Source organism: Nonomuraea turkmeniaca (genome assembly GCF_005889735.1).
GTDB classification, from domain to species: Bacteria; Actinomycetota; Actinomycetes; order Streptosporangiales; family Streptosporangiaceae; genus Nonomuraea; species Nonomuraea turkmeniaca.
The window spans coordinates 50,052-75,239 of the sequence record NZ_VCKY01000001.1; the positions used below are offsets into that span (position 1 = coordinate 50,052).

General features: G+C 66.2%; 25 protein-coding genes, 1 tRNA gene and 1 pseudogene. 13 read left to right on the forward strand and 14 right to left on the reverse strand.

Features of this window, described 5'->3' with window-relative positions:
* Positions 1-83: 83 nt before the first annotated feature.
* Complete coding sequence (locus ETD86_RS00255; protein ID WP_138664011.1) at positions 84-428, reverse strand: hypothetical protein; 345 nt, start codon at positions 426-428, stop codon at positions 84-86.
* A gap of 340 nt (positions 429-768) precedes the next feature.
* Between ETD86_RS00255 and ETD86_RS54710 the strand changes: the two genes are divergently transcribed.
* Positions 769-871, forward strand: a tRNA-OTHER gene (locus ETD86_RS54710).
* 97 nt (positions 872-968) lie between these two features.
* Here the strand turns inward: ETD86_RS54710 and ETD86_RS00260 are convergent.
* Positions 969-1,565, reverse strand: coding sequence for a hypothetical protein (locus tag ETD86_RS00260; RefSeq protein ID WP_138664012.1), 597 nt, complete (start codon positions 1,563-1,565; stop codon positions 969-971).
* Positions 1,566-3,075: 1,510 nt separating this feature from the next.
* On the opposite strand from ETD86_RS00260, the gene ETD86_RS00265 reads away from it, so the two are divergent.
* The gene (locus ETD86_RS00265) at positions 3,076-3,342 is read left to right on the forward strand and encodes a helix-turn-helix domain-containing protein (protein ID WP_138664095.1); all 267 of its coding nucleotides are present in this window, start codon (positions 3,076-3,078) and stop codon (positions 3,340-3,342) included.
* A gap of 83 nt (positions 3,343-3,425) precedes the next feature.
* Here ETD86_RS00265 and ETD86_RS00270 read toward each other — a convergent pair whose 3' ends face one another.
* Positions 3,426-3,701, reverse strand: coding sequence for a tyrosine-type recombinase/integrase (locus ETD86_RS00270; protein WP_281286848.1), 276 nt, complete (start codon positions 3,699-3,701; stop codon positions 3,426-3,428).
* 141 nt (positions 3,702-3,842) lie between these two features.
* On the opposite strand from ETD86_RS00270, the gene ETD86_RS00275 reads away from it, so the two are divergent.
* Positions 3,843-4,163, forward strand: coding sequence for an alpha/beta fold hydrolase (locus ETD86_RS00275; RefSeq protein WP_138664013.1), 321 nt, complete (start codon positions 3,843-3,845; stop codon positions 4,161-4,163).
* Between the two features lie 243 nt (positions 4,164-4,406).
* Here the strand turns inward: ETD86_RS00275 and ETD86_RS00280 are convergent, their stop codons facing one another.
* A complete protein-coding gene (locus ETD86_RS00280) occupies positions 4,407-5,546 on the reverse strand; it encodes a serine hydrolase domain-containing protein (protein ID WP_170222804.1) in 1,140 nt (379 codons plus the stop codon).
* A gap of 227 nt (positions 5,547-5,773) precedes the next feature.
* On the opposite strand from ETD86_RS00280, the gene ETD86_RS00285 reads away from it, so the two are divergent.
* Entirely contained in the window at positions 5,774-5,959 is a 186-nt protein-coding gene (locus ETD86_RS00285; RefSeq protein ID WP_211369725.1) for a hypothetical protein, read from the forward strand.
* 59 nt (positions 5,960-6,018) lie between these two features.
* On the opposite strand, the gene ETD86_RS00290 is transcribed toward ETD86_RS00285, so the two are convergent.
* On the reverse strand, positions 6,019-6,390 hold the full coding sequence (locus ETD86_RS00290) for a DUF1801 domain-containing protein (protein ID WP_138664015.1): 372 nt from the start codon (positions 6,388-6,390) through the stop codon (positions 6,019-6,021).
* Between the two features lie 67 nt (positions 6,391-6,457).
* The gene (locus tag ETD86_RS00295) at positions 6,458-7,111 is read right to left on the reverse strand and encodes a DUF998 domain-containing protein (protein ID WP_138664016.1); all 654 of its coding nucleotides are present in this window, start codon (positions 7,109-7,111) and stop codon (positions 6,458-6,460) included.
* Between the two features lie 146 nt (positions 7,112-7,257).
* On the opposite strand from ETD86_RS00295, the gene ETD86_RS00300 reads away from it, so the two are divergent.
* Both ETD86_RS00300 and ETD86_RS59550 read left to right on the forward strand, forming a co-directional pair.
* A complete protein-coding gene (locus tag ETD86_RS00300) occupies positions 7,258-7,587 on the forward strand; it encodes a YciI family protein (protein WP_127933231.1) in 330 nt (109 codons plus the stop codon).
* 79 nt (positions 7,588-7,666) lie between these two features.
* Positions 7,667-9,655 (forward strand): sigma-70 family RNA polymerase sigma factor, encoded by a 1,989-nt coding sequence (locus ETD86_RS59550; RefSeq protein WP_138664017.1) that lies wholly within the window; start codon positions 7,667-7,669, stop codon positions 9,653-9,655.
* Here ETD86_RS59550 and ETD86_RS00310 read toward each other — a convergent pair.
* Entirely contained in the window at positions 9,604-9,879 is a 276-nt protein-coding gene (locus tag ETD86_RS00310; RefSeq protein WP_138664018.1) for a hypothetical protein, read from the reverse strand. The two genes, ETD86_RS59550 and ETD86_RS00310, sit on opposite strands and share 52 nt — an antisense overlap.
* A 300-nt stretch (positions 9,880-10,179) precedes the next feature.
* Between ETD86_RS00310 and ETD86_RS00315 the strand changes: the two genes are divergently transcribed.
* Both ETD86_RS00315 and ETD86_RS00320 read left to right on the forward strand, forming a co-directional pair.
* Positions 10,180-13,419 (forward strand): AfsR/SARP family transcriptional regulator, encoded by a 3,240-nt coding sequence (locus ETD86_RS00315; protein WP_138664019.1) that lies wholly within the window; start codon positions 10,180-10,182, stop codon positions 13,417-13,419.
* A 347-nt stretch (positions 13,420-13,766) separates the two neighbouring features.
* Positions 13,767-14,723, forward strand: a complete 957-nt coding sequence (locus ETD86_RS00320) for a DUF6879 family protein (RefSeq protein ID WP_138664020.1) — start codon at positions 13,767-13,769, stop codon at positions 14,721-14,723.
* Here ETD86_RS00320 and ETD86_RS00325 read toward each other — a convergent pair whose 3' ends face one another.
* From ETD86_RS00325 to ETD86_RS00335, 3 genes are read right to left on the reverse strand one after another with little or no spacing between them, the layout of a single operon-like run.
* Complete coding sequence (locus ETD86_RS00325; protein WP_138664021.1) at positions 14,724-15,809, reverse strand: alkene reductase; 1,086 nt, start codon at positions 15,807-15,809, stop codon at positions 14,724-14,726. It lies immediately after the preceding gene.
* Complete coding sequence (locus ETD86_RS00330; RefSeq protein ID WP_170222805.1) at positions 15,806-16,996, reverse strand: MFS transporter; 1,191 nt, start codon at positions 16,994-16,996, stop codon at positions 15,806-15,808. The genes ETD86_RS00325 and ETD86_RS00330 overlap by 4 nt, the downstream gene beginning before the upstream one ends.
* A gap of 35 nt (positions 16,997-17,031) precedes the next feature.
* Entirely contained in the window at positions 17,032-18,342 is a 1,311-nt protein-coding gene (locus ETD86_RS00335; RefSeq protein ID WP_138664023.1) for a tetratricopeptide repeat protein, read from the reverse strand.
* A gap of 337 nt (positions 18,343-18,679) precedes the next feature.
* Between ETD86_RS00335 and ETD86_RS59850 the strand changes: the two are divergent.
* The 5 genes and pseudogenes from ETD86_RS59850 to ETD86_RS00355 form a co-directional block, all read left to right on the forward strand.
* Positions 18,680-18,859: pseudogene (locus tag ETD86_RS59850) on the forward strand (helix-turn-helix domain-containing protein); the annotation flags it as partial.
* A 68-nt stretch (positions 18,860-18,927) separates the two neighbouring features.
* Complete coding sequence (locus tag ETD86_RS59855) at positions 18,928-19,362, forward strand: helix-turn-helix domain-containing protein (protein WP_425465604.1); 435 nt, start codon at positions 18,928-18,930, stop codon at positions 19,360-19,362.
* On the forward strand, positions 19,356-19,676 hold the full coding sequence (locus ETD86_RS59860) for a hypothetical protein (RefSeq protein ID WP_138664024.1): 321 nt from the start codon (positions 19,356-19,358) through the stop codon (positions 19,674-19,676). The genes ETD86_RS59855 and ETD86_RS59860 overlap by 7 nt, the downstream gene beginning before the upstream one ends.
* Positions 19,677-19,702: 26 nt before the next feature.
* Positions 19,703-19,969 (forward strand): type II toxin-antitoxin system Phd/YefM family antitoxin, encoded by a 267-nt coding sequence (locus ETD86_RS00350; protein WP_138664025.1) that lies wholly within the window; start codon positions 19,703-19,705, stop codon positions 19,967-19,969.
* Positions 19,966-20,226, forward strand: a complete 261-nt coding sequence (locus ETD86_RS00355; RefSeq protein WP_138664026.1) for a Txe/YoeB family addiction module toxin — start codon at positions 19,966-19,968, stop codon at positions 20,224-20,226. Before ETD86_RS00350 ends, ETD86_RS00355 begins: the two co-directional genes overlap by 4 nt.
* Positions 20,227-21,058: 832 nt before the next feature.
* Here ETD86_RS00355 and ETD86_RS00365 read toward each other — a convergent pair.
* From ETD86_RS00365 to ETD86_RS00380, 4 genes are all read right to left on the reverse strand, one after another.
* A complete protein-coding gene (locus ETD86_RS00365) occupies positions 21,059-21,535 on the reverse strand; it encodes a hypothetical protein (RefSeq protein ID WP_138664027.1) in 477 nt (158 codons plus the stop codon).
* 808 nt (positions 21,536-22,343) lie between these two features.
* Entirely contained in the window at positions 22,344-22,841 is a 498-nt protein-coding gene (locus ETD86_RS00370; RefSeq protein WP_138664028.1) for a hypothetical protein, read from the reverse strand.
* Positions 22,842-23,377: 536 nt separating this feature from the next.
* Entirely contained in the window at positions 23,378-24,169 is a 792-nt protein-coding gene (locus ETD86_RS00375; protein ID WP_138664029.1) for a hypothetical protein, read from the reverse strand.
* A gap of 269 nt (positions 24,170-24,438) precedes the next feature.
* On the reverse strand, positions 24,439-25,125 hold the full coding sequence (locus tag ETD86_RS00380) for a GNAT family N-acetyltransferase (protein WP_342779201.1): 687 nt from the start codon (positions 25,123-25,125) through the stop codon (positions 24,439-24,441).
* Positions 25,126-25,188: the final 63 nt, after the last annotated feature.

A 25,188-nucleotide genomic window follows, 5' to 3' on the forward strand; every position in this document is an offset into this window, starting at 1 on the left:
ACGCGCCGCCGCGCGGCCCGCGCCCGCCCGCACGCTGCGCGTGCGGCCTGGGGGCCGTTCTCGCGCGCGACGCGCGCGGGCCGCTACACAGGACCGTCGGACTGATCCTGAACCTCATGCGGGTAGTACCCGTAGTGCCGTTGACCCCAGCGCGTGATGTAGCCCAAGCCCACCATGCACACTCCCATGACGGCGGCAAGGCCAAGGCAGAAGAGCAAGTTGAACAGCGTGAAGACGTACCGCGCTCCTAGCGCGGCACAGAGCAACGCGACGACGCCCATGAATGCCCCGAGTGCAGAGCCCATGATCAGCCCGAAGCGCACAGGATGGGCCGCAGTGAATCGCTGACGGCGATTCGGTTTGACGCCACCGCCTAAGAATGAATCCACTCGCCAGTACCAGTCCGCAAGGAGCCTCAACAGATGCACAGACAATCCCTTCCATGCCTCCGGCGGGGGCGCTCCGACTCCGGGATGATCGCCGTGCGGTACGCCGCGCCGTAGATGCTTGAGGTGGAAGCCTGATCATCCCGCCCGCCATCGACCCGGGACAAGCCGAGCAGACCAGGGCCACGGGTACCAGATCGTTCGTCCGGTGGGGCGCTCCATCTGGTACCCGTGGCCCTGGCCCGCTTCCCCTGCGGGCGGGTCGACGGCAGACGGGATGATCAGGCGGGCGGGGTGTGCGCGTCGCGTGGGAAACACCAGGTGACGGGCCAATCGTCGTGCCATTAGCGTGCCATTAAGGGCGGGCAACAGGGGTCAGTCACGGTCACTGGCGGACTGCCTGCCGCCCAGGTCGAGACGGTTCTCTTCGAAGATCAGACCGATTTGCAAGCAGGAAGTCAGGAGTTCGAATCTCCTAGGCTCCACAAGATCAGAAGGGCGATGACCAGGCTGAACGGCCTGGCAATTTCTCATTTCTATGATCTTCGCGCCGCCGATGGAAGGAATTTGGGAGGACACCACCTAGGGGCGCAGGTACGGCCGCAGAAGCTCCTGCACTATCGGAAGCCTCGAAGGGCCGGTTTTGGCCCTTCGGCGCAGCGAGCCCTCCCACCGCTTTTGCAGCGCCGCCACGAGCTGCTGACGCATCGGCTCCGACACGTGCGAGTAGCGGTCCGAAATGTGCGTGGCCCTGCCCTTGATCGACGCGATGGAGTGGGCAAGTCGCTCCGCCTGCGCCACGTCCGGGATCAGGTCCTCGTCCATCCACACCTTGTGCGAGTGCTTCAGGTCATGAGGGGTCAGGCCCTCGACGACCGGTAGCCACACCTCCGCCGCCCAGTCCTCCAGTGCCTGTATGGTCTGCCTACCGCGGCGCACCACCTGGCGGCCGTCAACGTCCAGCATGATCCTGTGTCGGACTCGTGGCCCCTTCGCCACCAGCTGGCCGTCCGTCGCCGGACGGAACAGCCGGTTGGCGAAGTTGCTGCGACCCCAGTGGAAGCCGCCCGGTGGCCGGAACACATAGTCGCCCCGGTGCGTTCCGCAGTCGCACATCTTCCGGTCGACTCGCTTGAGCTGATCGGACATGAGTGCCGTCAGGAACGGCGGGATGGGCACTGTGCCCCCGCCCTGTGCGCAGGCGTGTGCCGCGCCCAAGCCGAGCAGCAATTCAGCTCGGCGGCGGCCTTCTTGCGAGCCGGTAGGCCGTGGCCACTGATATGGCGAGTGTTCGGTCCCAGGCAACCTGGCAGTGTCTCACCGGAGTGCGTAGGACTCAGGCCGGATCCTGCCAGGCTCCCTGTCCCTGGGACCGAACACTCCTCACCCTCCTAGTGCAGGGTTAATCCGGCCGCCACGCGGCCGGTAGCAAGGTAAGTCCGGACGTGGCATGGTTCGCGCGGACCGGACACCGCCGCCGGGGGCTTGGGCGCTGTCCCGCCGCATGGCGGAGCCATACATGGATTCTTATGTTGATCATGGCCCTCAGATAATGATGACCTCTATTAGTCGGAAATTTCAACAATGTGAGTCAGTGAATGGTGTGGCTGAGTGCGTTTGATGGGATGGAGGGATCTTTCGTAGAGATCTTGGCTCTCGTGTTCGAGGTCTCTGGGCGTGCCCGTGTTGAGCGACAAGTTTCTGGGCTCTGGCAGTGGCTCGCGACAAGTTGATGTAAGTGAAGGGTGCCACTCCGTCGCTGAGCTTCTGGAGGCGCAGTCGGACGGCGCGCGGCCTGTGAGCCGTCTCGCGACGCGTGGGTGTCGCCCAGCGCGCTGGGGCGGCGGTCGAGGCCAAAACGGCGGTCCCGGCTGCTCCCGCGGGTTCGGGAGCAACACGCCCAAACGGGCGGTAGCAGGCGGACCTCGATCGTCTGACTCTTCGCCCCGGCTCGGCGGCGTGCTCCAGCAACGGTCGGAAGTCGGTGTTACCCCGTACCGAAAATCTGTTGTCGCTGTGGTAGACATTCGCCGCTGTGGGCCCTATGGTTTCTGACATCGCAAGGAACGGATCCACCGGGCAGCAGCAGTTAGCACGAGCACCACGACGAACTGCCCGCAGCAGGATGAAGTCGGTAGTTGATTGGCAGAAGGTCGGACGTGACGGGCCAGCGCAGTGGTAAGGGCCCAGAGCGTGGACGCGCTGCCGAAGCTGAAAGATTGACGGCAGAAGGTCGGACGTGACGGGCCAGCGCAGTGGTAAGGGCCCAGAGCGTGGACGCGCTGCCGAAGCTGAAGTTGAACCAGTGGTCCGGAAGAGAAAGATGAAGGGAGTGTTGACGCCATCGGGATCGCCCGTTGCCGGCTGAAGTTTCGCCGCTCGGGTACCGCAGTTCCACAGATAGGAAGGTGGTCTACGGTCACGCATCCGCGATCCGCGCATCACCGCCGCTCTAGTACGGCGGCTGCGCAAAACAGTAAGCCGGCCGATGGCCGGTAGATGGTGTTGAACTCTTCGGGGCCCCGGCGCAACAGGCGCCGGGGCCCCTGTGCGCGTGATGAGAAAGGAATGTATGGATCAACGTCGCTCGGCTGCCGAGGGTGACACGCTCACTCACGGCAGGATTACGGATACGGCCGAACTCACGGCCGACGACCGGTTCGACGATGAGGACTACCCCGCTTACAGCATGGGCACGGCCGCCGAGATGCTCGGCGTCACCCCCACCTTCCTGCGGGCGCTGGGCGCCGCCCACCTGATCGAGCCGAAACGCTCCAGCGGCGGCCACCGCCGCTACTCTCGCTACCAGCTGCGCCTGGCCGCGCGCGCCCGGGAACTCGTCGACCAGGGCACCCCCGTGGAAGCCGCCTGCCGGATCATCATCTTGGAAGACCAGCTCGCCGAAGCGCTGCGCATCAACGCCGCATACGAACGCGAGCGAGCGGCCGGGGACTGACAGGGAACTGACACGGGGGTCTTCTCCCGAGCGTGACCCCAGCCCCAAAGTAGCTCTGGGTAATCCCTGTGACATTGCGTGATCTAAGGGGTGGAGGTCACCGATGTCGGGCAGCCGGGTCCCCGTCCTTCCTGCCAGCGAGCCAGGGCCTCAGGAGAGACGCGCGCGTACCGAGCGAGGGATGCGACGGAGGTGTGGCCGGAGTAGGCGAGCGGGGTGGAGGTGTTGGCGCCGTCTTCGGCGGCGTGGGTCAGCGCGCTGTGGCGCAGTTGGTGCAGTGTCAAGGGAGAGAACCTTGCTGTGACATTCCCGGTTCCGGCTACCTGACGTATCCGCGAACCGGTGCTTGGGGACGGCACGATCAGCCCGTCGTCGGCGCGGGCAGCGGTGGGCGGCGTCTTGCGGAAGCGTCATCGGAGCAGGTCGTTTAGCTTGTACGCGAAGTCGCTCGCGGATGGCGTGGGCAGGTGGGGCGCTGATCGCGTGGTTGCCGGCCGCCCATTCGGTTCGATGACCAACACACCGTCGAGGAGGCCAAGGCCCACCCGGAGGTCTTCGCCCACAAGACCGTCGGCCAGGTCGCCGACCACTTCGAGTCGCTGATCGCCAAGCTGGAGCGCAAGCCGGTGATCATCGGCCACTCCTTCGGCGGCCTGCTCACCCAGATCCTCGCCGGCCGCGGCATGGCCTGTGCCAGCGTGGCCATCGACCCCGCCCCCTTCCAGGGCGTGCTTCCCCTGCCTTTCCACCGTTATCTGGGGTTGTCGAGCGTTGTAGCTGGTCAGCCGCTTGAAGGTCGTTCAGGCACGTCAGGCAAGTAGGTCCCAACATGCCGAACGCGGCCCGGCCTGGCGCGAAGGTATTCAAGTGTGTGGCGAGCAGTTGATCAAGAGCTGTTTCGATGCCTCGAACCCAAAAGCTGTGATCTCGTTCCGTTGAACCGAAGGCCGTTTGCTGGTGACCGGGCTGCGGGTTGACAGTCCTCATGGCCTGCTCTCAGGCCGTATTCGGCAGCTGCTCGCCTCGGCTCACCTTGGCTGGGCGGTGCCCATCGAGAGCACCTGTCAGCGGCCCAGGCCCGTCGCGCTGGAGGTGAGCGGCGGGTAGGGCTCGCCGCAGAAGTAACGGTTCAGCGCGTCGACGGCGGCTAGCAGCATGGTCGCGACCTTCGGATCGTTGCGCTGCACGTTGACCGACACCGTCATCCGGCGCTTGCCGGTGGCGTCGGCGAAGGCGAACGTCTGGTAGCCGGGGATGGAGCCGGTCGCGCCCCACATCTCGCCGCAGGTGAGGCCGACCGACTCCAGCCCCAGGCCGTACTTGGGGAAGACCGGCGCCTGCGGCGTCGCGACCCCGGTGCGCATCTGGGCGAGCAGGTCCGCGCCGATCAGCCGGCCGCCGAAGAGGGCCTGGTAGAAGCGGTTCACGTCGCGGGCGTCCGACACCACGCCGTAGGCGGCCCAGGCGAAGGACGGGTTCAGCCGGGTGATCGGCCGCAGCGCACCCGGCTCGGCCGGGTCGGCGCCGCGGGGCAGGTGGTAGCCGGTGGCGTGCGGGCCGCGGACGGCCGGGTCGGTGAGGGGCAGGTACGAGCGCGTCATCCCGGCCGGGCGGAAGATCCGGCGTTCGAGCTCGTCCCGCAGGTCGTTGCCTGTCACCTTCTCCACCAGCAGCCCGAGCAGGATGTAGCCGGTGTTGGAGTAGGCGAAGCGGCCCGGCGCCTTGCGGGGCAGCCGTTCGCCCTCGGCCACGAGCCGCCGCGGAGTGTAGGTCCGGCGGCCGTACTGCTCGAGGTCGGCGAACTCGTCGGCGGCCACGTAGTCGGCCAGGCCGCTGGTGTGGTTGAGCAACTGGCGCACGGTGATCCGGTCGTCGCCCGCCACCAGCCCCGGCAGGCGCTCGCCGATCGGCTCTTCCAGGGTGAGCTCGCGCTCCTGGACGAGCTGCAGGATGACGGTGGCCACCATGCTCTTGGTCAGGCTGGCCACGCGGAAGCGGGCCTCGCGCGGCACCGGCCGGTCGGTGTCCAGGTCGGCCTTGCCGCTGGTGGCGATCCAGGTGCCGCGCTCGTCATCGATCCTGGCCAGGATGCCGGGCGCGCCGGCGGCCACGGCGGCGTCGAGCGCCTCCCGCACGTCGGTCTGACTGGGGGCCGGCAAGAGCGACAGCAGGATCGCGGTGGCGGCGGCGGTGGTGAACGGCATGCAGGCCTTCCTTCGGAGGGGAGAGATGATCTCCATCCTCGGGGCGCAGGCGCCCGTCCTCCTCCGCATCCGGGACGAACCTCGCCTGCGACGGCGGTCGCACCCCGGGTACGACTTCCGGCTGACCTATCCCGCACGGCGACCCGCCATCAGCCGCCGGGCCAGGTCGGAGATCTGGCGGCCGAGCTCCTTGTTGCCCCAGTGGCCGATGTGCGCCGCCACCGGACGTGTCCGCAGGGGTGGTCCGGTGCTCACCTCGTGGTAGGGCCGCCTCGTACAAGAAGCAGAGCCGCAACGAGCACGCGGTCACCGAGATCATCGAGATGCCCGGCCGCGGACACTCCCTGACCATCGACGGCGGCTGGCGCGAGGTCTGCGACACCGCCCTGGCCTTCGTCAAGCGCTTCGTCTGACGCTTCAGGAAGGGACCTCATCCCCTGATCCGCCGGTCTGCGACGGTCGAGCAGGGGAATCATGAGTTGGCCGGCGTTTCGAGGTCCCGCGCCTGGACCAGCCAGCCGGTGAACACGTCAGCGTCGACGTCGTCGGAGGTCCGCAGCTTGATCGAGGCCATGTCCCGGCCGCCGGGCTGGAGGCGGTCGGAGGGGTCAGTGATCTGTCTGCCGCGCCAGAATCCGAAGGTCAGGTGGGCGGGGTAGGCCTTGACGAAGCAGACCGGGGACTTGCCGGGTTTGTCGCCGAGGCTCCACACCGGGTGGCCGTGCCAGACGGCGCCGGCGCCCGGCAGCACCTGCTCGATCAAGGGCAGCAGCCGGTCGGCCACCTGACGCTGGGGTTCGGGCAGGGAGGCGATGTAGTCCTCGACGGTGGTGAACATGGGCATTGCGGGATCCTTCGCGCTCGGTTCGGGGCGGGGTCGGGTTCGTCAAGGTCGGCGGGTCGGTGTGGGCTCAGACGGTGCGGCGGCGGTAGCGGGCCGCGACCCACGAGACCCAGATCATCGCGGTGATGGCGCCGACGGCCAGGGTCAGGGAGCCGGCCGTGCCGCCGCTCATCGCCCAGGCGTCGCCAAGGAGGAGCGCCACGCCAGCGAGGTGGGAGGCGAGGGCGTGGCCGATGTGCCCGGCACGGTGGAAGTGGTGGCCGAGCACGTGGCAGGCGGCGATCAGCGCGATGAAGGTGATCGAGCCCGCGGCCATGTGGCCGAGGCCGTGCCAGCTGAGCGTCCCGGACCCGGCCGGGGTGCCGGCGGGGAAGCCGTCGCCCGGGTCCATGACGAACACACCGGCGGCGATCATGCCGATGCCGGTGACGCGGAGCAGGAGGGGCGCCCACGTGCCGCCGGGGGCACCGCGCAGGGCCCGGCGCAGTCCGGCCGCACCGGCGATGCTCAGGGCTCCGGCCAGGACGAAGTTGGCGATCTGCAGCCAGCCCAGTGAGCCGGTGCTCAGCAGGCTCAGCGGGTGGCGGGTCAGGTCGAAGCCCTCGCGGGTGGCGGCCTGGGTCAGGGACACCACCGACCACAGAGGGCCGGCGACGGCCGCACACGTGAGCAGGGTACGGGTGGTGGGCGAGACGGTGGCGGGGGCCTGGATGGGGATCATGTCAGTTGCCTTTCTCGGCTTGTGCTCTTCGCTTGTCGCCCACACGTCGATCGGCCGATGTGACAGGGAACGCCAGCATTCCCTGTCACATACTGGCGATCGACGTCTAGGCGGACGTAAGCCGCGAGATCAAGGGAGACCACCTGATGCGCTACCTGATGACGACCAGGGCCACCGACACCGCACCCGCCCCGGACGAGAAGCTGTACGCGGAGATGGGCGCGTTCATCGAGGAGATGACCGCCAAGGGCATCCTGCTGGCCACCGGCGGGCTGGAGCCGGGCGGCATCCGCATGACCTCCTCCGGAGACGAGATCACCGTGACGGACGGCCCGTTCACCGAGGCCAAGGAGGCCATCGTCGGGTTCGCGCTGGTGGAGGTGCGCTCCAAGGAAGAGGTGATCGAGCTGGCCCGCCGCTTCCGGAAGATCGTCGGCGACGGGGTGAGCGAGATCCGCCAGGTGTTCGGCCCCTGAGTCCCTGACCCTGCCGACGCCCCGCCCCGGGCCCCCGCCGACTTGCCGCGCGGGCCGGGGCGGTGCTGTCATCGTTGCCGTGACCGACCCCCATCGCACGATCGACGCGGTCTGGAAACTGGAGTCCGCCAAGATCATCGCCGGGCTGACCCGGCTGGTGCGCGACGTCGGCCTGGCCGAGGAACTGGCCCAGGACGCCCTGGTCGCCGCCATGGAACAATGGCCCGCCCAAGGCGTCCCCGATAACCCCGGCGCCTGGTTGATGACCATCGCCAAGCGCCGCGCCGTCGACCACATCAGGCGCGCCCAGCGGCAAGAACGCGCCAACGAGCACCTCGCCCATGAACTGCGCCGGCTCCCCGAGGACGCCGACGAGCAGCAGACCGAACGCGACGACACGCTGCGGCTGATGTTCCTGTCCTGCCACCCGGTGCTGCCGGCCCCGGCCCGAGCCGCGCTCACGCTCAAGCTGCTGGGCGGGCTCAGCGCGGCGGAGATCGCCCGGGCGTACCTGGTCGCCGAACCGGCGATCGTACGGCGCATCGCCGAGGCCAAACAGACGCTGGCCGAGCATCACGTACGATTCGAGCTCCCGGACGAGACGCACATGGCCGAGCGCCTGTCATCGGTGCTGGAGGTCATCTATTTGATCTTCAACGAGGGGTACGCGGCAGCCTCCGGAGACGACCTGATGCGCCCCGGGCTGTGCCTGGAGGCGCTGCGGCTGGGCACCACGCTGGCCGACCTGACGCCCGACCAGGCCGAGGTGCACGGCCTCGTCGCGCTGATGGAGATCCAAACCTCCCGCGCGGTCGCGCGTACCGGCCCGTCGGGCGAGCCGGTTCCGCTGCACGAGCAGAACCGGGGACGCTGGGACCAACTGCGCATCCGCCGCGGATTCGCCGCGATGCTGCGCGCCCGCCAGGCCGGCGGCGCACCCGGCCCGTACGTCCTCCAGGCCGCGATCGCGGTCTGCCACGCCCAGGCCCGCACCGCCGCCGACACCGACTGGCCCCGCATCGCCTCCCTCTATCAGGCCCTCGTACGGCTGACGCCCACCCCGGTCGTGCGACTCAACCAAGCCGTGGCCGTCGGCATGGCACAGGGGCCGCAGGCCGGGCTCGACCTGGTCGACGCCCTGACCACCGACCCGGCGTTGCAGCACTACCACCTGCTCCCCAGCGTCCACGGCGACCTGCTGCTGCGGCTGGGACGCCGCCACGAGGCACGGCTGGAGTTCCAGCGCGCCGCGTCCCTCACCGGCAACACCGCCGAACGGGCCTTCCTCCTGCGCCGCGCCGAACAGATCACCGCCGACGAGCCCGCCGGCGCCACCCTGGGTCAGACCGTCCGCGACTTCTTGAGCCGCCCCGACCTCGATCCCCAGACACTGCGCTCGTACGCCCAGACGCTGCGGCGCCTGTGCCTGGGCCTGGGCGAGCAGACCCCGCTCACCTCCGTGACCGCCGACCAGGTGACCCGCGTGGCCACCACCGCCTGGGGCCGTACGGCGGTCAAGACGTGGAACCGGCACCTTTCCACCATCCGCTCGTTCGCCACCTGGGCGGGCCTGGACGGCCTGGCCGCGGGCCTGCAGCGTCGCCCCGAGCCCCGCGCCACGACAAAACCGGACGGCGCGGCGCCCCTGGACCCCCTCTGGGGCCGTTCCGACCTGCCGCTGCGGGAACGCACCCTCTGGAGCCTGCTGCACGAGTCGGCGGCGCCGGTGTCGACCGTGCTGTCGCTGAACGTCGAGGACCTCGACCTGGACGACCGCCGTGCCCGCGCCGGCCGCACGTGGGTCACCTGGCGCTCGCGAACCGCCCGGCTGCTGCCCGACCTGATCGCCGGCCGGACCAGCGGGCCGCTGTTCCTCTCCGACCGGCGGCCTGCACCGGCCCGCACCCCGGCACCCGCCGACCTGTGCCCGCACACCGGCCGCCGCCGCCTGTCCTACGAACGAGCCGAATACCTCTTCAAACAGGCCACCAGGCACCTGGACCCGGCAGGCAACGGCTACACCCTCCGCCGCCTCAAACCCCGGGACACGCCCGGCAGATACCCTTGAGCGACGCGGCGGATGCGGCGCAGCGGGTCGCCGGTCAGCCAGCCCTGCTCGCGCCACCAGGCGCAGGCCGAACCGAGCGCGTCCAGGCGGGCGTTGACGATGCCCGAGGCCGCGGCGCCCCACCGGTCGGCGAACCAGGCCGCGACGCGGTCGGCGCCGGCCTCGCCCTCCAGCTCGGTCACGGCGGCGTGCTCGCCGAGCTCGGCTACCAAGAAAGAGATCATCCGCTGTCTCAAACGCTACATCGCCCGCGAGCTGTTCAAGATCCTCACCAGCCAGAAGGCGGCAAACAACAACCTCCCGGCATCCACTTGACAACCATAGGAGCATCGGGGCGGTTCAGGTGTTACGGCTTTCTCGGAGCACAGCGGGACATGACAGATTGAGCAGCTACCCCCCGAATTCCGAACGTTGACGCGCGCTCTCAAGAACGACGAACAAGATGACTATGCTGCCGCATAGGCGCTAACCCTGGTATCACCAAACCGAGGTAACTCAACCAGAGATGCACATGAGGTGCAGCGATGGATTTCCGAGTGTTGGGTCCGCTGCGGGTCACACGTGCGGAGCAGCCGGTTGTCCTGCCCAGCGCGTACAAGCTCCGGCTACTGCTCGCGTGCCTGTTGTCCAAAGCTGATCAACAAATTGCGACCGATGCGCTGATTGATGCGCTGTGGGGAGAGCGTCCTCCGGCCTCAGCCCGTCGTAACCTCCAGCAGTACGTGCATCGATTGAGATCCATCCTTGGCGCCGATGCGCTCAGCGGAGGAGCCGGGGGATATGAAGTCGCGGTGGGCGATCGCTTGGATGCGACCAGATTCCGCCGCCTGGTCACAGACAGATGTGGGGCAGAAAGGCACCGTGTCGATCAGTTGCGTGCCGCCCTTGATCTGTGGCAGGGACCGGCCTTCGCCGAATTCTCCGATTGTTATCTGGTCGCCGAGGAGGCGGAACGTCTGGACCAGCTCCGCCTCGCCACGTACGAGAGATGGATCCAGGCTGAGCTCGCGCGCGGGCGAAGCGCCGATCTGGTCATCGAACTGACCGATCTGGTGCGCGCCCACCCGTACCGCGAAAGCTTGCGCGGCGCTTTGATGGTGGCCCTCCGTCGGTCCGGCCGACCGGCAGAGGCGCTACAGGTCTTCCGCGCCACCCGGGCGCTCCTTAACGAGCAGCTCGGCACCGAACCTGGCCAGTACCTGCAACAGTTGCACCAGGCGATTCTTCGAGGCGACGAAGAATTGCCATCGGTCGGCCCTGACCACAATTTCTCCCGTGCCACGTACGCCGATTCGGCTCCGCTGACGCTGGTGCCCCACGAACTGCCACGCGACGTGTCCGGCTTCACCGGCCGCGACAAGGCCCTGGCGGCGCTGCATGAAATGCTGAGCGTGGAAGGCGCCACCTTCAGGCCGGTGGTGATCGTCGGCACGGCCGGCGTCGGCAAGACCGCTCTCGCGGTGCACTGGGCGCACCAGATCGCAGACCAGTTCCCCGATGGTCAACTCCACCTCAACCTGCGTGGTTACGCCGCCGAAGCGCCGATGCGTCCGATTCAGGCGCTGGATGCGCTGTTGCGGGCGCTGGGCATGCCGCCGGAGCGGATACCGGCCGATGTGGCCGGGGCGACTGCCCGCTACCGGACATTGACCGCGGGCCGGCGCCTGTTGATCCTGTTGGACAACGTTGCAACGGCGGAACAGGTGCGGCCGCTGCTGCCGGGATCCGCGCCAAGTCTGGTCCTGATTACTAGCAGGGATCGGTTGACCGGACTGGTCGCCCGAGATGATGCCCGCCGTCTGACCCTGGGCCCACTGACCGCAGCCGAGACGGAGACGCTGCTCGGCCGGCTCCTGGGTACGAGCCGGGTCACCGCTGAGCCAGCGTCCGTCGCCGAACTGGCTGAGGTCTGCTCCTACCTGCCGCTGCCGTTGCGCATAGGTGCCGCACACCTTGCCGACCGTCCCCATCACACAATCGCCGAATACGTGGCCGAACTGCGCGCCGACAACCCAATCACGATGCTCAGAGTCCAGGGAGATACGGAAGCCGCGGTCCGCACCGCGCTGGACCGGTCCTATCTGACCCTGACCGATCAGGCGCGGCAGGTCTTCCGCGGGCTCGGCCTGATCCCATTGCCGGACTTCTCGATTGCCGCCGTAGCGGCGCTGGCCGGCATTGCCGAACCACAAGCGTCGCACGCGTTGGACCAGCTGGAGGCAGCACATCTGATCGACCAGCATCAGCCTGGCCGCTACATGTCGCATGACCTGCTCGGTCAGTACGCCCGCGCCCTGGCCGACACCGAGAACACGACTCAGGAAAGCGATGCTGCGGTCTCACGGCTGCTGGACTGGTACCTGTCCATGGTCAGGGGCGCCGCCGAGCTGCTCCACCCCGATGTGCTGCGCCTTCCGCTCCCCGAACGGCACGGCACAGGCCCGTCTCCCCTGCAGGACCCCGAAGCCTGCCTCCGTTGGCTCGACGCGGAAAGACACAACCTGGTAGCCGCCATCCGTCATGCGGGACAGCACGGGCCCAGGCCGTTCGCCTGGCTACTGGCCGACGGAATGCGTGGCTATCTCGACCAATGCCGCTCCATGAACGACTGGCTCACCGTTGGCCGCGTCGCCTTGGCCGCTTCCCGCCGCGAGAAAGAGCTGCTGGCACAAGGATCCGCGTTCGTCATCCTCGGCCACGCGTACTGGTGTCTTTCCCGATATCACCGTTCTGTAGCCTATGTCACCCGGGCGGCAAAGATCTATTCGAATACCGGTTGGCTTGTCGGCGAGGCAAGCGTCTTGGGTAACCTCGGCACAGTGCTTGGCGACCTAGGGCGATTCCAGGAGGCCGAAATCCATCTTTCCCGAGCGCTCGAGCTGTCCGAGCAACTCGGACGGCCGCAGAGTCAAGCCAGCGCTCACAATTTCCTCGCCATACTGACAATGAATCTCGGCAACCTTACGGAAGCGTTGAAGCACAGCCAACACGCGATGGCCTTGTACCAGCGGGCAGGCGCCTTGGGCGGCGAGGCCACGGCACGTGCCACAGCGGGTGAGGTGCACCACAGCCTTGGACGATTCGATGCAGCACAGGAGCACCTGTCGCTGGCGCTCCGCTGCCATCGTGATTTACATAGCCAGTACGGCGAAGCGGACACTCTTGCGTCCCTGGCTCAACTGCATCGCGACACCGGGCAATTGGACTCCGGGCGTGACTGCGCCAGATCCGCACTCGAGATGGCCAGGGATATTGGCGATCGGCACGTCGAGTTCCGTGCGTTAATTGCGCTGGCAGGCGTCAGCACGGCATCCGGCGATCATGTGACCGCGATAGATCTCGGCCAGGCCGCCTTACGTCTCGCCGACGAGATAGACGCCTTCTACCTTGCGTGCCAGGCCCGAATCGAGCTCGCGGCAGCGCACCAGGCCGAGGGCCTTTACACAACTGCCGTCCACCAAGCCGAGGCTGCGATCACCATCGCGCAGAAGGCCCGGTTCAAAATCCTCGAAGGCTTGGCGCTCAACTTGCTCGCAGAAGTGCACGCGGTACAGGCTCAGTCTGGTATTGCTGCCGACCTCGCCGGTCGAGCACTTGACTGCCATCGCATGACCGGACATCGCCTTGGCCAGGCCCGCGCACATGTAGTGCTCGCTCGAGCCTTGCACGATCTTAATGAAATGACCGCCGATACCCACCGGCAAGCAGCGATACGGCTGTACACACAAATAGGCGCCCCAGTTCCCGAGGAACTCCTCAGTTGATCCGGCGATCCCGCTCCTCAAGCTCCGCCTCTGGTAGGTGTTGATCTCAGGTGGGTCACGCAGGCAGCCTCTTCGGGCGTTCAACGGACAGTCGCCGAACCAGTCCATGACCCTCCGTAATGTACCGCCGCTGAACTGACGCTATGGCGGGACCGGCCAGACTCGGCTGTGATCCTCCGACACTGAGAGCGGGAGAGGATGAACGGAGCAAGCCGCCGACGTCACCCCCGGTGCGAGGTGATCTTAAAGGGCGGCCATAGCGCGGCCATAGCGCCCATTCCTAGGCTGATATCCGTTCGCGAGTGCAATAGAACCCATGCACCCAACCGCGTGAATGGAGTTGATTGATGCTTGAAGCGCTCGGGGTTGATCCGTCCGCGGAGCAGGTATACCTGGAGATTCTCAAACGGCCGTACCTAGGGGTAGCTGGGCTGGCTGCGCGACTCGGCTGGACCGTCGAGGCGGTGCGCGCCGCTCTGGCAGAGCTGACAAGATTGTCGCTGCTCCGGCCGTCACTGGAGCCCGATCTGTTCCGCCCAGTACGCCCCGACGTGGGGCTCGAGGTCCTCCTCGCCAGGCAGCGCGTAGAGATCATGCAGCGCCAGCAGCTGATCGAGGAGGGCAGGGCGGCGATGGACGTGTTGGTCGCCGATTATGCGGGGCGGCACGACGCGACCGTGGCGAAGGAGATCCGCGGGCGGGTGCAGGTTCGGGAGAAGCTGGAGCAACTTGGCTATTCGGCAGAACGCGAGCTGTTGTCGTTCGCGCCGGGCGGCGAAGCATTTCCACCGAGCAGGCCGTTGGCCAAGTGGATGCTGGGGCAAGGGCTGACGATACGAACGGTGTACCTGACCAGCAGTCGCAACGATGCCGTGACGAGCGAGCACGTCCGGTGGCTAGCCGAGCATGGTGGGAGCGTACGCACCGTACCTGTGCTGCCGACCTGGATGCTGGCGATCGATCGGCGCTGCGTGGTGGTGCCGCTCGACCCTGAACAGCCGGCCGACGGCGTAGCCGTACACGAAGGCAGAGGGGTCGTGGCGGCGATGTGCGCGCTGTTCGACCAGATCTGGCACACGGCGGAGCCAACTGGAGTCCGCAGCACTGACAACGGTGATCTGAGCGCACAGGAGCGTTCCTTGCTGCGGCTGATGCTGCGCGTGGACACCGACGAGCAAGCCGCCAGGAGCATGGGGGTGTCGACCAGGACGATCGGTCGCATGGCCGCCGAACTCATGTGCCGGCTCGGTGCCAAGAACAGGTTCCAGGCTGGCGCAATTGCTGTCGAGCGTGGCTGGATCTGATCAGACAGTCGCGGCAGCTTCATCCAACGCCGGGTAGTCGATGTAGCCGTACGGCCCTGAGCCGATCACGGTGCTCGGCTCCGCCCTGGCCAGCGGCGCGGCGCGCTGGAAGCGCCGAACGAGGTCGGGATTCGCGATGAACGCTCGACCGAACGACACCAAGTCAGCGCCTCGGGCCAGCCAGGCTTCCGCATCAGCCCTTCCGCCATCGTCAGGCAGTTGCGCGCCCCCGTGGGCGGGGTTGGCGATCAAGGTGCCCCGCCACCTTCTCCGTATGTCCTGAACCAGCGGATCGTCGGGAGAGGCCGCTATGAGGTGCAGGTAGGCGATGTCGGGCAAGGCGGAGACAAGAGCGGGATAGACCAGGTGCGCCCGATTCTCCTCGACGTCGTTGGTTCCCTTGCCCGGCGAGAGCCGCAGGCCGACACGGTGCCGTCCGATCTCCGCAGCTACGGCCTCGACGAGCTCGGTCACGAATCTGATCCGGCCGGAGACCGACCCTCCATAGCCGTCAGTGCGCCGGTTGGTGTTGCATGCCAGGAACTGGTGGATCAGATAGCCGTTGCCCCCATGCAGCTCAACGCCGTCGAACCCGGCGGCGATCGCCCGTCCTGCCGCGGCGGTGAAGGCGCAGATGGTCTCCCTGACCATGGCCTGCGACATCGCCTGCGGCATCACGTACGGCTTGCGTCCGGCGCACGTGGTCACGGTTCCCGCAGGCTTGACCGCCGATGGAGCGACGGGTGACACCCCCGTGGTCAGCGGGTGCCCGATGCGCCCCGTGTGCATGAGCTGAACGAAGATTCGCCCGCCCATCTCGTGCACCGCCCGCGTGACGCTGCGCCATGCGATGACGTGACGCCCGGTGTGCAGCCCAGGCGTACCGGGGTACCCCTGGCCTATCCTGCTCGGGTGGGTTCCCTCAGTAATGATGAGCCCTGCGCTCGTGCGCTGACCGTAGTAGACGGCCATCTCCGGCGTCGGCACGCCGTCGCGTGTGGCTCGGCCCCTGGTGATGGGCGCCATCACCACCCTATTGGCCAGGGCCATCCCGCTCAGCTCCGTCGGATCAAGCAGGCTGCTCACGTCGTGATCCCATCAACAGGCCTCTCTGCAGGCGAAGTACGGCAGGCCGCAATGGTCACCAAAGCGACGGTGGTCAGCACGAGCACCAGCACGGCCGCCATCAGCCCAGTCACGCCCACACCGAGCGCGGTCAACGCGGCCCCGCCTCCGATGAGGCCGAGCGGTCTGAAGGCCGTGATGCAGAATTCGTCAACCGACAGCACACGGCCGAGCAGGTTTCGCGGCGTCGACAGTTGCAGCCTGGAGTGCCAGAGCGTGTCGAAGGTGCTGAAGGAAAAGCTGTACAGCACGAAGGCCGCGCACATCATCCAGAGCGAATCGGCCATGGCGAAGCCCGCCAGCGCCAACGCCGCACCCATCGTGGGTACGTACATGGAGATCGGTGAAGGTGTCCCCCGGTGACTGCGCAACCGCAGGTTCGCCACGCACTGGCCGAGAGCGAGGCTCGACACGAGGATCGGCCACGCTTGTGCGCCGAAGGAGGTGGCGGCGGCCTGTACGGGCCCCGCCACCTTGACGAACGCGTCGACGCAGGTCGCGAGTGCGAGCGAGAACAACAGGCCGGACCATAGCCATCGGGTGCGATGAATATGCCGGACCCCCTCGAGCGCTCCGCGCCAGAACCCGTCGTGCCTGGAGGCCGAAGGCGAGGTGTCGCCGAGTCGCCTCGCCGCCAACACCGCCAACACCAGGATCGACGCGGACAGGAACGGAATCGTCGTTGTCCCGATGACCCGGAACGCCACTGTCACAGCCAGCGGAGTGGTGATCCCGATAATGGTGAGTATCGTGCGCAAGTACCCGTTGATCGCCACCAGCTCATCGCGGTTGACGAAGTCGGGGATCAGCGATCGGGCCTGTGGCAGGGCCAGGCCGCCCGCCGTACCGACGACAGCCAGGACGACCAGCAGGGCGGCTGGACTGCGACCGCCGAGCGTCAGCGTGATTCCCAGACCGACGTGGCCGACGCCGGACATCATCAGCGCGACAGTCAGCAGCCGCTTGCGTGGGAACCTGTCGCTGATCACACCGGCAGGCAGCACGGTGAGCCCATATACGACGGAGTAGACGGCCAGGGCCGCCGAGAGCAGGGTCACGGAGCCGCCGTTCTTCAAGATGGCCACGGGCACCAGTGCCGTCACCGCGCTGCTTGAGATCGCCGATGCGCATAAAGCGACAGTGAGCATGCGGAAGTCGCGACCTTGACGGCTCAGTACGGACATCAGGCGTGGGCGCCGGCGCCCTGGAGTGCCCGTCGGAGGTCTCGGCCGATCTCGTCGTCCGTGGGGTCCAGGTGCTGGCCGAATCGCAGGTCGTCGAGGGACTGATCGAGCAGGCCGAGCTCACGGCGGATGATCGCACGGTTGTGGTAGGCCTCGGGGCCCGTCACGCAATGATCGATGGCGAAGTCCAGGTCGGCCAGCGCATCGTTCACCCGCCCGGCCTGATGGAGCACCAGCGCGCGCTCCATCCTGTATTCAGCCGTATACGGATCTCGGGAGACGACGAAGTCGAGGTCGTCGAGCGCGCCGTCGAGCTGCCCGAGATGGAGGCGGAGCGTGGCGCGGTTGTTGCGGGCCACCACCCGGTGCTGCAGCTCGCTGAGGTCGGCGAGTTCCTCGTCCAGAGCGCGGAGATCGCCTTCCATGTGCTGCACCGCAGCGTTGATATCGCCTCGCCGTACCTCGAGGAAGGCCATTCCGTTCTTCAGGAAAGCGCGGTAGTACGAACGCTGGCGCGCGTCGTCCAGCCGCTCGGTTGCGGCGAACGCCTGGCCGAGTGCCTCGACCGCCTTGTCCACATCACGGCGTTCCCCGCCGAGGTGGCGGGCGTGGAGCATGGCGATGGCGTAGTAAGAGGTCGCGGCGACCCACGGATGGTTCCAATGGTCGAGAAGCCGCCGATGGACGATGAGGGCATCGTCGGCACGGCCGACCGCCGTGAGTGCCCGAGCGAGCCCCCGGGTGCTCGCGTGAAAGCCGGGATCGTAGGAAGCCGGCATGTGCCACTGGCTGAACAGCTCATGGCCATAGGCGATCGCCGCGGAGTAGAAGCCCTTGGCGGTGGCATCCGCCAGCAGGCGGCGCAGTGCGGCGGGCTCTGTCGTGGGCGCGCCCTGATCGTGGTCGGGCGAGACGTCGATCGTCACAGGATCGGCCACGCCACGAAAGGCAGCGCGGGCGCGCAGAACATCGACTAGTTCACGGTCCGTTTCATCAGAATGTGCTAGATGACATACCTGCAACTCGAGAGCGGCGAGGCCTGCTCGCTCTTCGATGATTGACGCGACGGCGTGACAGAGAAACCGTAGATGGTTGGCGCTGAAATGACGGGTGCGCTGGTCCTGTCCGACCGCCAGGCTCAGCGGGCGCGCAGAATGCTCGCCGAGCAATTCGGACTCGGAATCGACAAAGGCGAGCACCACTTCTTCCCGCCTGGTCAACGGCCCGTAGCAGATCTGCCGGAGCAGTACGCGTCCGAGCGTGAAGGGGCCGGCCACGAAACGGCTGGCACAGATCTTCATTGTCGTCACCCCGTATCCATCGAGCGCATCGGGGCCGGCGTCACGCCCCGGCCCCGATGCTGATTCCTTTAGCCCGGCCAGTCGGTGTCGTAGATGGCGTTGAGAGAATTCATCCGACGCAGCATGTTGTCACCTCCAAGTTCGGGATTGATTTCCGCGGGAAGCGGAAGTTCGCGTCCCCCGTCGATAAAAAGTTTGTCGTTGGGACTGTCACCGGGTCAACGAAAATGCCTGTCCGAAGTCGGAATGGCGACAACAAGTCATCTGATACGGATGACCGCGCTACAGAGGTTGAAAGCCTGAGGCAACGCGGTGTGGTTGCGTGCTTACGGCGGGGTTCGGGAGTATGCCGGTGGGATGCGTTATCCCGGATGGTGGTGGTCTGACTCCGGCGGCGCAAGCCAAGCGTGAACAGGTGCGCTTGGAGGCCGCCGGGTTATTCGCCGCGGGCATGTCGCCGCCTCAGGTGACCAGGAAGCTGCGGGTCTCACGCAAGTCGGCTTATGTCTGGCACAAGGCCTGGCGCACGGCAGGGGTAGGGCGCTGGAGTCGAAGGGGCCAGGTGGGCAGCGCTGCCGGCTCAGCGATGCGCAGGTGGAGCGGTTGGAGGCCGCGTTGGACGCTGGTCCGGCCGTTTGGGGGTGGACCGAGGATCAGCGGTGGACTCTGGCGCGGGTCACCGCCCTGGTCGGCAGGTTGTTCCACGTCTCCTACACCCCGCGCGGGATCTCCTACCTCCTGCATCAGCTGGGCTGGAGCCCGCAGGTCCCCCAGCGCCGCGCCGCCGAGCGCGACGAAGAGGCGATCGCCACCTGGGTGCACCCCGACCGTCACCATCTCCGGCAGGGGCTTCGGGCGCGTCAACCCGGCCGGGCTGGTCTGCCTCAAGCCGGGGCAGCGGACCCGGCTGATCTACCGCATGATGATCTACCGACGTCGCAAGAACGAACGCAAAGGGTTCACCGCGACCGATTTACGCCCGCCTGCTGGACGCCGCCCACCAGCAGCTCGGCGGGCCCATCGTGCTGATCTGGGACAACGTCAACACCCACATCGACACCCTGATGCGCAGGAACACGAACATGTCCTCTTCGGGGGTCGACATAGGACGCAAGATCTTCAGCGAGAGGCATGATCGCCGCAGGGATGCCGGCTGTACGGCGGCCGGCCTCGACTCGACCAGGGCGCAGACGCATCTCCCCGGTACTTTTCATCAGGCGCAGGGCACGGCGGAAGCGGAAGGGTGGAGCTTTGGTCGTAAGAACCTGCAGCAATTCGCAACCTTTATGCAACGGCTTGATCTCTGCGTGTGCCCGTGTGCGGATCCACCGCCGCACCTTTGATGTACATCATCATGTACACTGATGACATGAAGGTGATGACCATGTCCGAATCGCGGGCCAACTACGCCGCTACTCTCGACGCCGTCATCGATGACCAGGAAGAAGTCCTCATCACCCGCCCCGGTGGAGAAGGCGTCATCATGGTGTCGCAACACGAGTACGAATCGATGCGCGAGACGCTCTACTTGATGGCGTCTCCTGCCAACCGCAGACGGCTGTCGGAGGCGGTCGCCCGTCTGGAGGCTGGAGGCGGTACCGTCCGCGAACTGGCCGATGAGGACATCACCTCGTGAAGATCCTCTTCGACGAACTTGCTTGGGAGGACTACTGCTACTGGCAGCGAGAAGATCGACGCATCCTCAAAAGGATCAATCAGCTGATCGCCGACATAGCCCGAAACGAGAACGAAGGCATCGGCAAACCAGAGCCGCTGAAGTACGAATGGTCCGGCTACTGGTCCCGCCGCGTTACCTCAGAACACCGGCTCGTCTACCGCGTCAACGACGACACCATCCTGATCGCCGCCTGTCGCTATCACTATGAGAAGTAGCGTCCGTCCAGCCGCCACCTCCACTCATCTCGCCGCCGGCACTTTGGCACCGGGAAGCGGCGAGGAGAACGCTCCCGCCGGGCCGAACTCGAATGGGAGCGCATCGCCTACAGCCGAGCCGACGACCGAACCAACGGCACGCTGCACAAGGTTCACTCCAGCAGGCCATCGAGCGGATCGAAGGAGAGGTCGGACGTCCGGGTCAAGTCGGTAAGATCGCCGGGCGGAGCGCTGTGTACAGCGGCCCCCGTTGGCAAGCAGGAAGTCAGGAGTTCGAATCTCCTAGGCTCCACATACAAAAGCCCAGGTCAGCGGCCTGGGCTTTTGATCTTTCTAGAGGCTATTCAGGGGTCCCGTGCCCGTTGCGTGCCCGATGGCTTGTCAAGCGCGCCGCGTGCCAGGTCGTTGAGCTTCTGGGCGCCCGCCCTTGCGCCCGCCCGCACGCCGGGCGTGCGGCGTGGGCGCCGGTCCCGACGTGCGGCAGGACTCCAGGGCGGCGCCGACGCCAACTCGCGCCGACCGGACCCCAACCGCCGGCTACGGTACGCACCGCCGCCCCACCACCGCACGACGATCGCCACGGGGTGCCTGATCTCCGTCGATGGCCGGGGGCGTTCGACGGTCTGGGACTTCGTTCCTCAGCCCCAGCCCGCCGGACAGCGTCGTTTACGACCGCCTACGGGGCCCGTTGCACGCCTCTCAGAAGTGCAACCGAGAGCTACCTCTGCGGCCAACCGTGCTGGGAACGTTCACGGTCGTGCTTCAGGGCCAGGCGCACGGCGGTGTAGATGACGAAGCCCGGGACGAGAGCGGCACCCCCCGTCACCTAGCGTCAGACGCTACGGGTGTGAGTGCTGCACTGTGGGTCGATGCCTTTGATGTCGAAGGTGGCCTTGAGGTCGACGTGCCACTTGGTCGAGTACTTCACTCTTGTGTTGGGGTCCTTGGAGTGGCTGCCCGGCTTGATGTCGTCTCCGGACGTCCAGCTCCACAGCGTTCGGTCGAGGCTATAGGGCAGGTCCCTGCGGATCCTCAATCTCACATTGCTCTTGTTTCCGAGCTGGTTCCCGGAGTTGGCCCCGAGGTTGTATTTGATCTCGTCGATCTCGTCGTAGCCGTTTTTCGGCGTGTAGTAGACGGTGAGGTACGCGAATCTATCGCGGTCGCCAACGTGGCATTGGCCGTAGAGCGCCCTCGCTGCGGCGGAGCTCGCGGTGGAGTTCGAAGCCGAAGCGCCCGCCGCGGGGGTGATCGACAACGCCACGCCCATGGTTCCGAAGATCGCCGTCGTCTTCAGGATGCTTGTCACTCGCATGGTGCCCTCTCGTGCCGGGGGTGATTCGGTTGCGGACAAAGGGCCAATTTAGGGAGGCGTGGTATATCAGCGGTATGTCCACTCGGAGGCTTTGAAGGCAGGCTCTAACTCGCCTATGCGTGACCAGAAGTCGAAGGGGCCCTTGGCTGGGCGGAAGCCGTACGCCTGGGGCCATGTCGGCGGCTTCGGTGAAGAGGTGGGCGAGGGCGGAGGGGGAGTCGGCGTCGCTGCCGAAGGTGAGCGTGTCGCCACCCTCCTTGCGTCACCATCGCAGGATCGTCGCGTCCATCGGGGGTCCTCGTAGAGATCGCGGAAATGACCCCTGATCCGCTCCCCGGAGGGTGGGACGACGGCGACGGGAAGATCCTCGTTGGGAGGTACGGCCGGGCCATTAGCGGGCCATTAAGGGGGTCGGCAGCGGTCAGTCACGGTCACTCGCGGGGTGTCCGCCGCCCAGGTCATGGCCGGTACGGCTCATGATCAGGCCGGTTTGCAAGCAGGCAGTCAGGAGTTCAAATCTCCTAGGCTCCACCAGCACAAACGCACTCTCGCCGAGGTGGTCGGCGAGAGCGCGTGACCATCTGAGTGACTACGATCTCTCTTCCGCTGGAAGTCATGCATCAGTATTTCGGCGTCGGCACGCTGTCCGCACACGCTGCCTCGGCGAGGCTGCACGGTGCTGTCCGGGCCTGTCCAGAAAGTGGTCCAGCGCAAGAGCACACGTTCGGCTACCATCCTGCGCGGACGGGGTCGTGTCCCCGTTGCGTACGCCGGGTGGTGTGCTCGCGGCTTCTCGGACGGCTCAGTTGTAGGGGTTGTCGTAGGTCACGGACTTGGTGCGGCTGTTGTAAGTGTTGCCGGGATAGAACCAGCCGCCCGTCACGTACAAGGTGACGTTCGTGACGGTGGTGGAGTGGGTGTATTCACCGTCGTAGAGGAATAGGGACAGCTGGCATCCGGGGGGAGCAGCTGCCGTGCCCGTCTGGGTCGGGTAGAAGATGGTGCTGCCGTTGACGGAGACGTAGAAGTTCGGCTTGGGGTAGGAACCGCTCCCCCAGCACAGCTGGAGCGCGTACCTGAACTTTGTGTTCCCGTCGTCGAACGCCAGCGTGCCGGTCAGCCGGGCGAGCATGATCGACGGCCCGGCGTTCGAGTTAACCGTGATGGACACGGTCTGGTCTGGACCGTAGGTGGCGTGCGCGGGAGTGACGGGCACCAGGATTGCCACGAGTGTGGCGATGGCGATGGCGACAGAGGTGGCCGCACGACGTGCTTTGGAACGTGTCAATTCCAACCTCATCTCTTTCATGATGTCGGGGGAGCGCGCACGGAGACTATTGTCGGGGCCTCCAGGCGTCCAGAGAGGCGATTGAGAGCCACTGATTCGGTCCGGCGTTAACTTGTGTCATGGCATCTCGCACGAGGGACGGCGAGGCGTGCCACCAGGTCGGGGATTAGACCTGTAGAGCCGTAATGCCGGAGTTACAGGTGAAATTTTCATTCCATCGGGACGCGGTCGACTCCGGCACCGGAAATGGCTAGACCGGCGTGATCGTTACTCGCTGAGCGAGATGCACGCTGCTTGCTGTACAGCAGTCCTGTACAGCAACATCGACGCATACGAGCGCGCGGCACCAGTCAGCATCTGCCGCTTGACCAGGATAAAGACCGCTGGACGATGTGGCTGGCTCTCGTTTGTAAGCAGGAAGTCAGAAGTTCGAATCTCCTAGGCTCCACCCCAGGTGAAGGGCCGCTTCCCATGATCGGGAAGTGGCCCTTTCAATCTTGTACGGCGGCACGTGCGACGACCGCCGGGCTGCATGAGGGCCTTTGGCATCATCCGCAACCCGCGTAGCCTTCCATGTCTCCTGCGAGAGCCAGCCAATGGGTATGTGCCTGAGCGTCGAGCCGCTCGTCCCCAGGGCGTAGCCGGATCCTGCCTTCCAGGACGCTGAGCCCAACGTCCCGATAGTCGGGGTCTTTCTTCCGATACACCCACACACGCAGGATCGTGCTGTTCGACATTCCGCTGACGGGTACCCCCAATGGGTCGGAGCCGGCCGGGGCATCCGGAATTCCGTTGAGCTCCTGCGGGGCAGGAATCGCGTCGTCTAAATGACGCAACAGCGAAACGATCGGGGTTCGCCCCCAGCGATCGTCCTCCACGCGGGCGACACGCAGGAGGACCAGGTTGCCGGAGGAAACTCGATAGGCCAGCACCGCTCCGGGTGCCAGGTCGGTGATGTGTCGCCACGGGGGACGCAGGCGCTTTCGTTCCGGCTGGGGGCCAGTGAGCTGGAGCTGGATCTTGTGGAGTGCGGCCTGCCTGCGGGCCAGGACCTTGGCGCCCTCTTCTGCCCAGCGCGAGAGGCCTTCGCCCTGCTCGATGATTTGAAGCGCCCTGTCACGCACCATGGGGTCCAGGCGGCCGACCTTCGACTGGGTGGCTGCAAGAGCCAGCCAGAACACCGGGCCATCGTCGGGATCATCCAAGACCTCGGCGTAGGACTTCATGATGCCGCGTTGGGCCTCCTCGTCCGTTGTCTCGTCTTCAATGAGCTCGCGATAGGCGTCTCGGACATCGCATGCGAGGTCGTCCGAGAACAGCGCGGGACCCCAAGCGCCCATTTAGCGCTCTCCCTTCGAGAGAAGGTCAAGATACCTAGCTAGCGGTTGAGCCACCTAATTTGCATAAGCATCGCACGCTACGAGGCATCACGGATTGCCAATCAATGATGGGGTGACGGCTTCACATGGCTGGCTGCTACATGCTTCTGCGGCCATCATTAGGCGACTGCTTCAGCCGTCCTATATTGACCCCAGTACGTGTTACGGAGTCGCCTGTTATCAAATTCGCCACCTTGCGGAGCGCGGGGCACTGTAGGAGTTGCCTTCGTTCAGCGACACGTCGACGCGTCGATGCCCAAGTAGGGCAGGCAGGACGCGAACCCTTCGATGCTGACGGGGATAGTCCGGTGCCGCTCCCAGGAAGCCCGGGTCAGGCATAGCCGATGCTCTACAAGCATTTTCCCGTCCAACGCCTGGCGGTGGTGGCCGTCAGGTTGGTAGCCGAGCTTGCGCGAGATGGCCAGGGAGGCGTGGTTGTGTTCAAGCGCGCCGGAAAGGGCTTCATCGGCATCCAGGCCGGCGAAGGCCAGATGGAGTACGGCCGCGCGCATTTCGGTGCCGATTCCCTGCCCCTGAAAGCGGCGACCGAGCCATGAACTTGTCCGTACCTGACGCGTGACGGCCAGGTCCCGGGCGGCGAGATTCTGTTGCCCGACCACTGTCCCCCCGCGGAATACCGTGAAGTTGAGCTCCCAGTCTCGTGGAGTCCATGCCCCGAGTTGGCGCCAATGGTAGTGGATCACACTGCGGGCAACCTCAGCGGGCGGGGCATCGGTCCACCGCACGATGAACGGCGAAGCGTCCGGGTCGTGGATACCCTCGGCGGCTAGATCAGCAAGAGCCGAAAGCTCCTCTGATGTCGGCAGCCGGAGTACGAGATGCGGCGTGGTCAGCCGCAGCCCAACCAGGGGAAAATGATCGATCAGCACAACGCTATCTTGATCGACAACCAGCAACAGGGCATTCCGTTTCGCGCCTGTTGCCCTGCCCCCGCCGCCCCATCATCCGGGGCAGCTAGC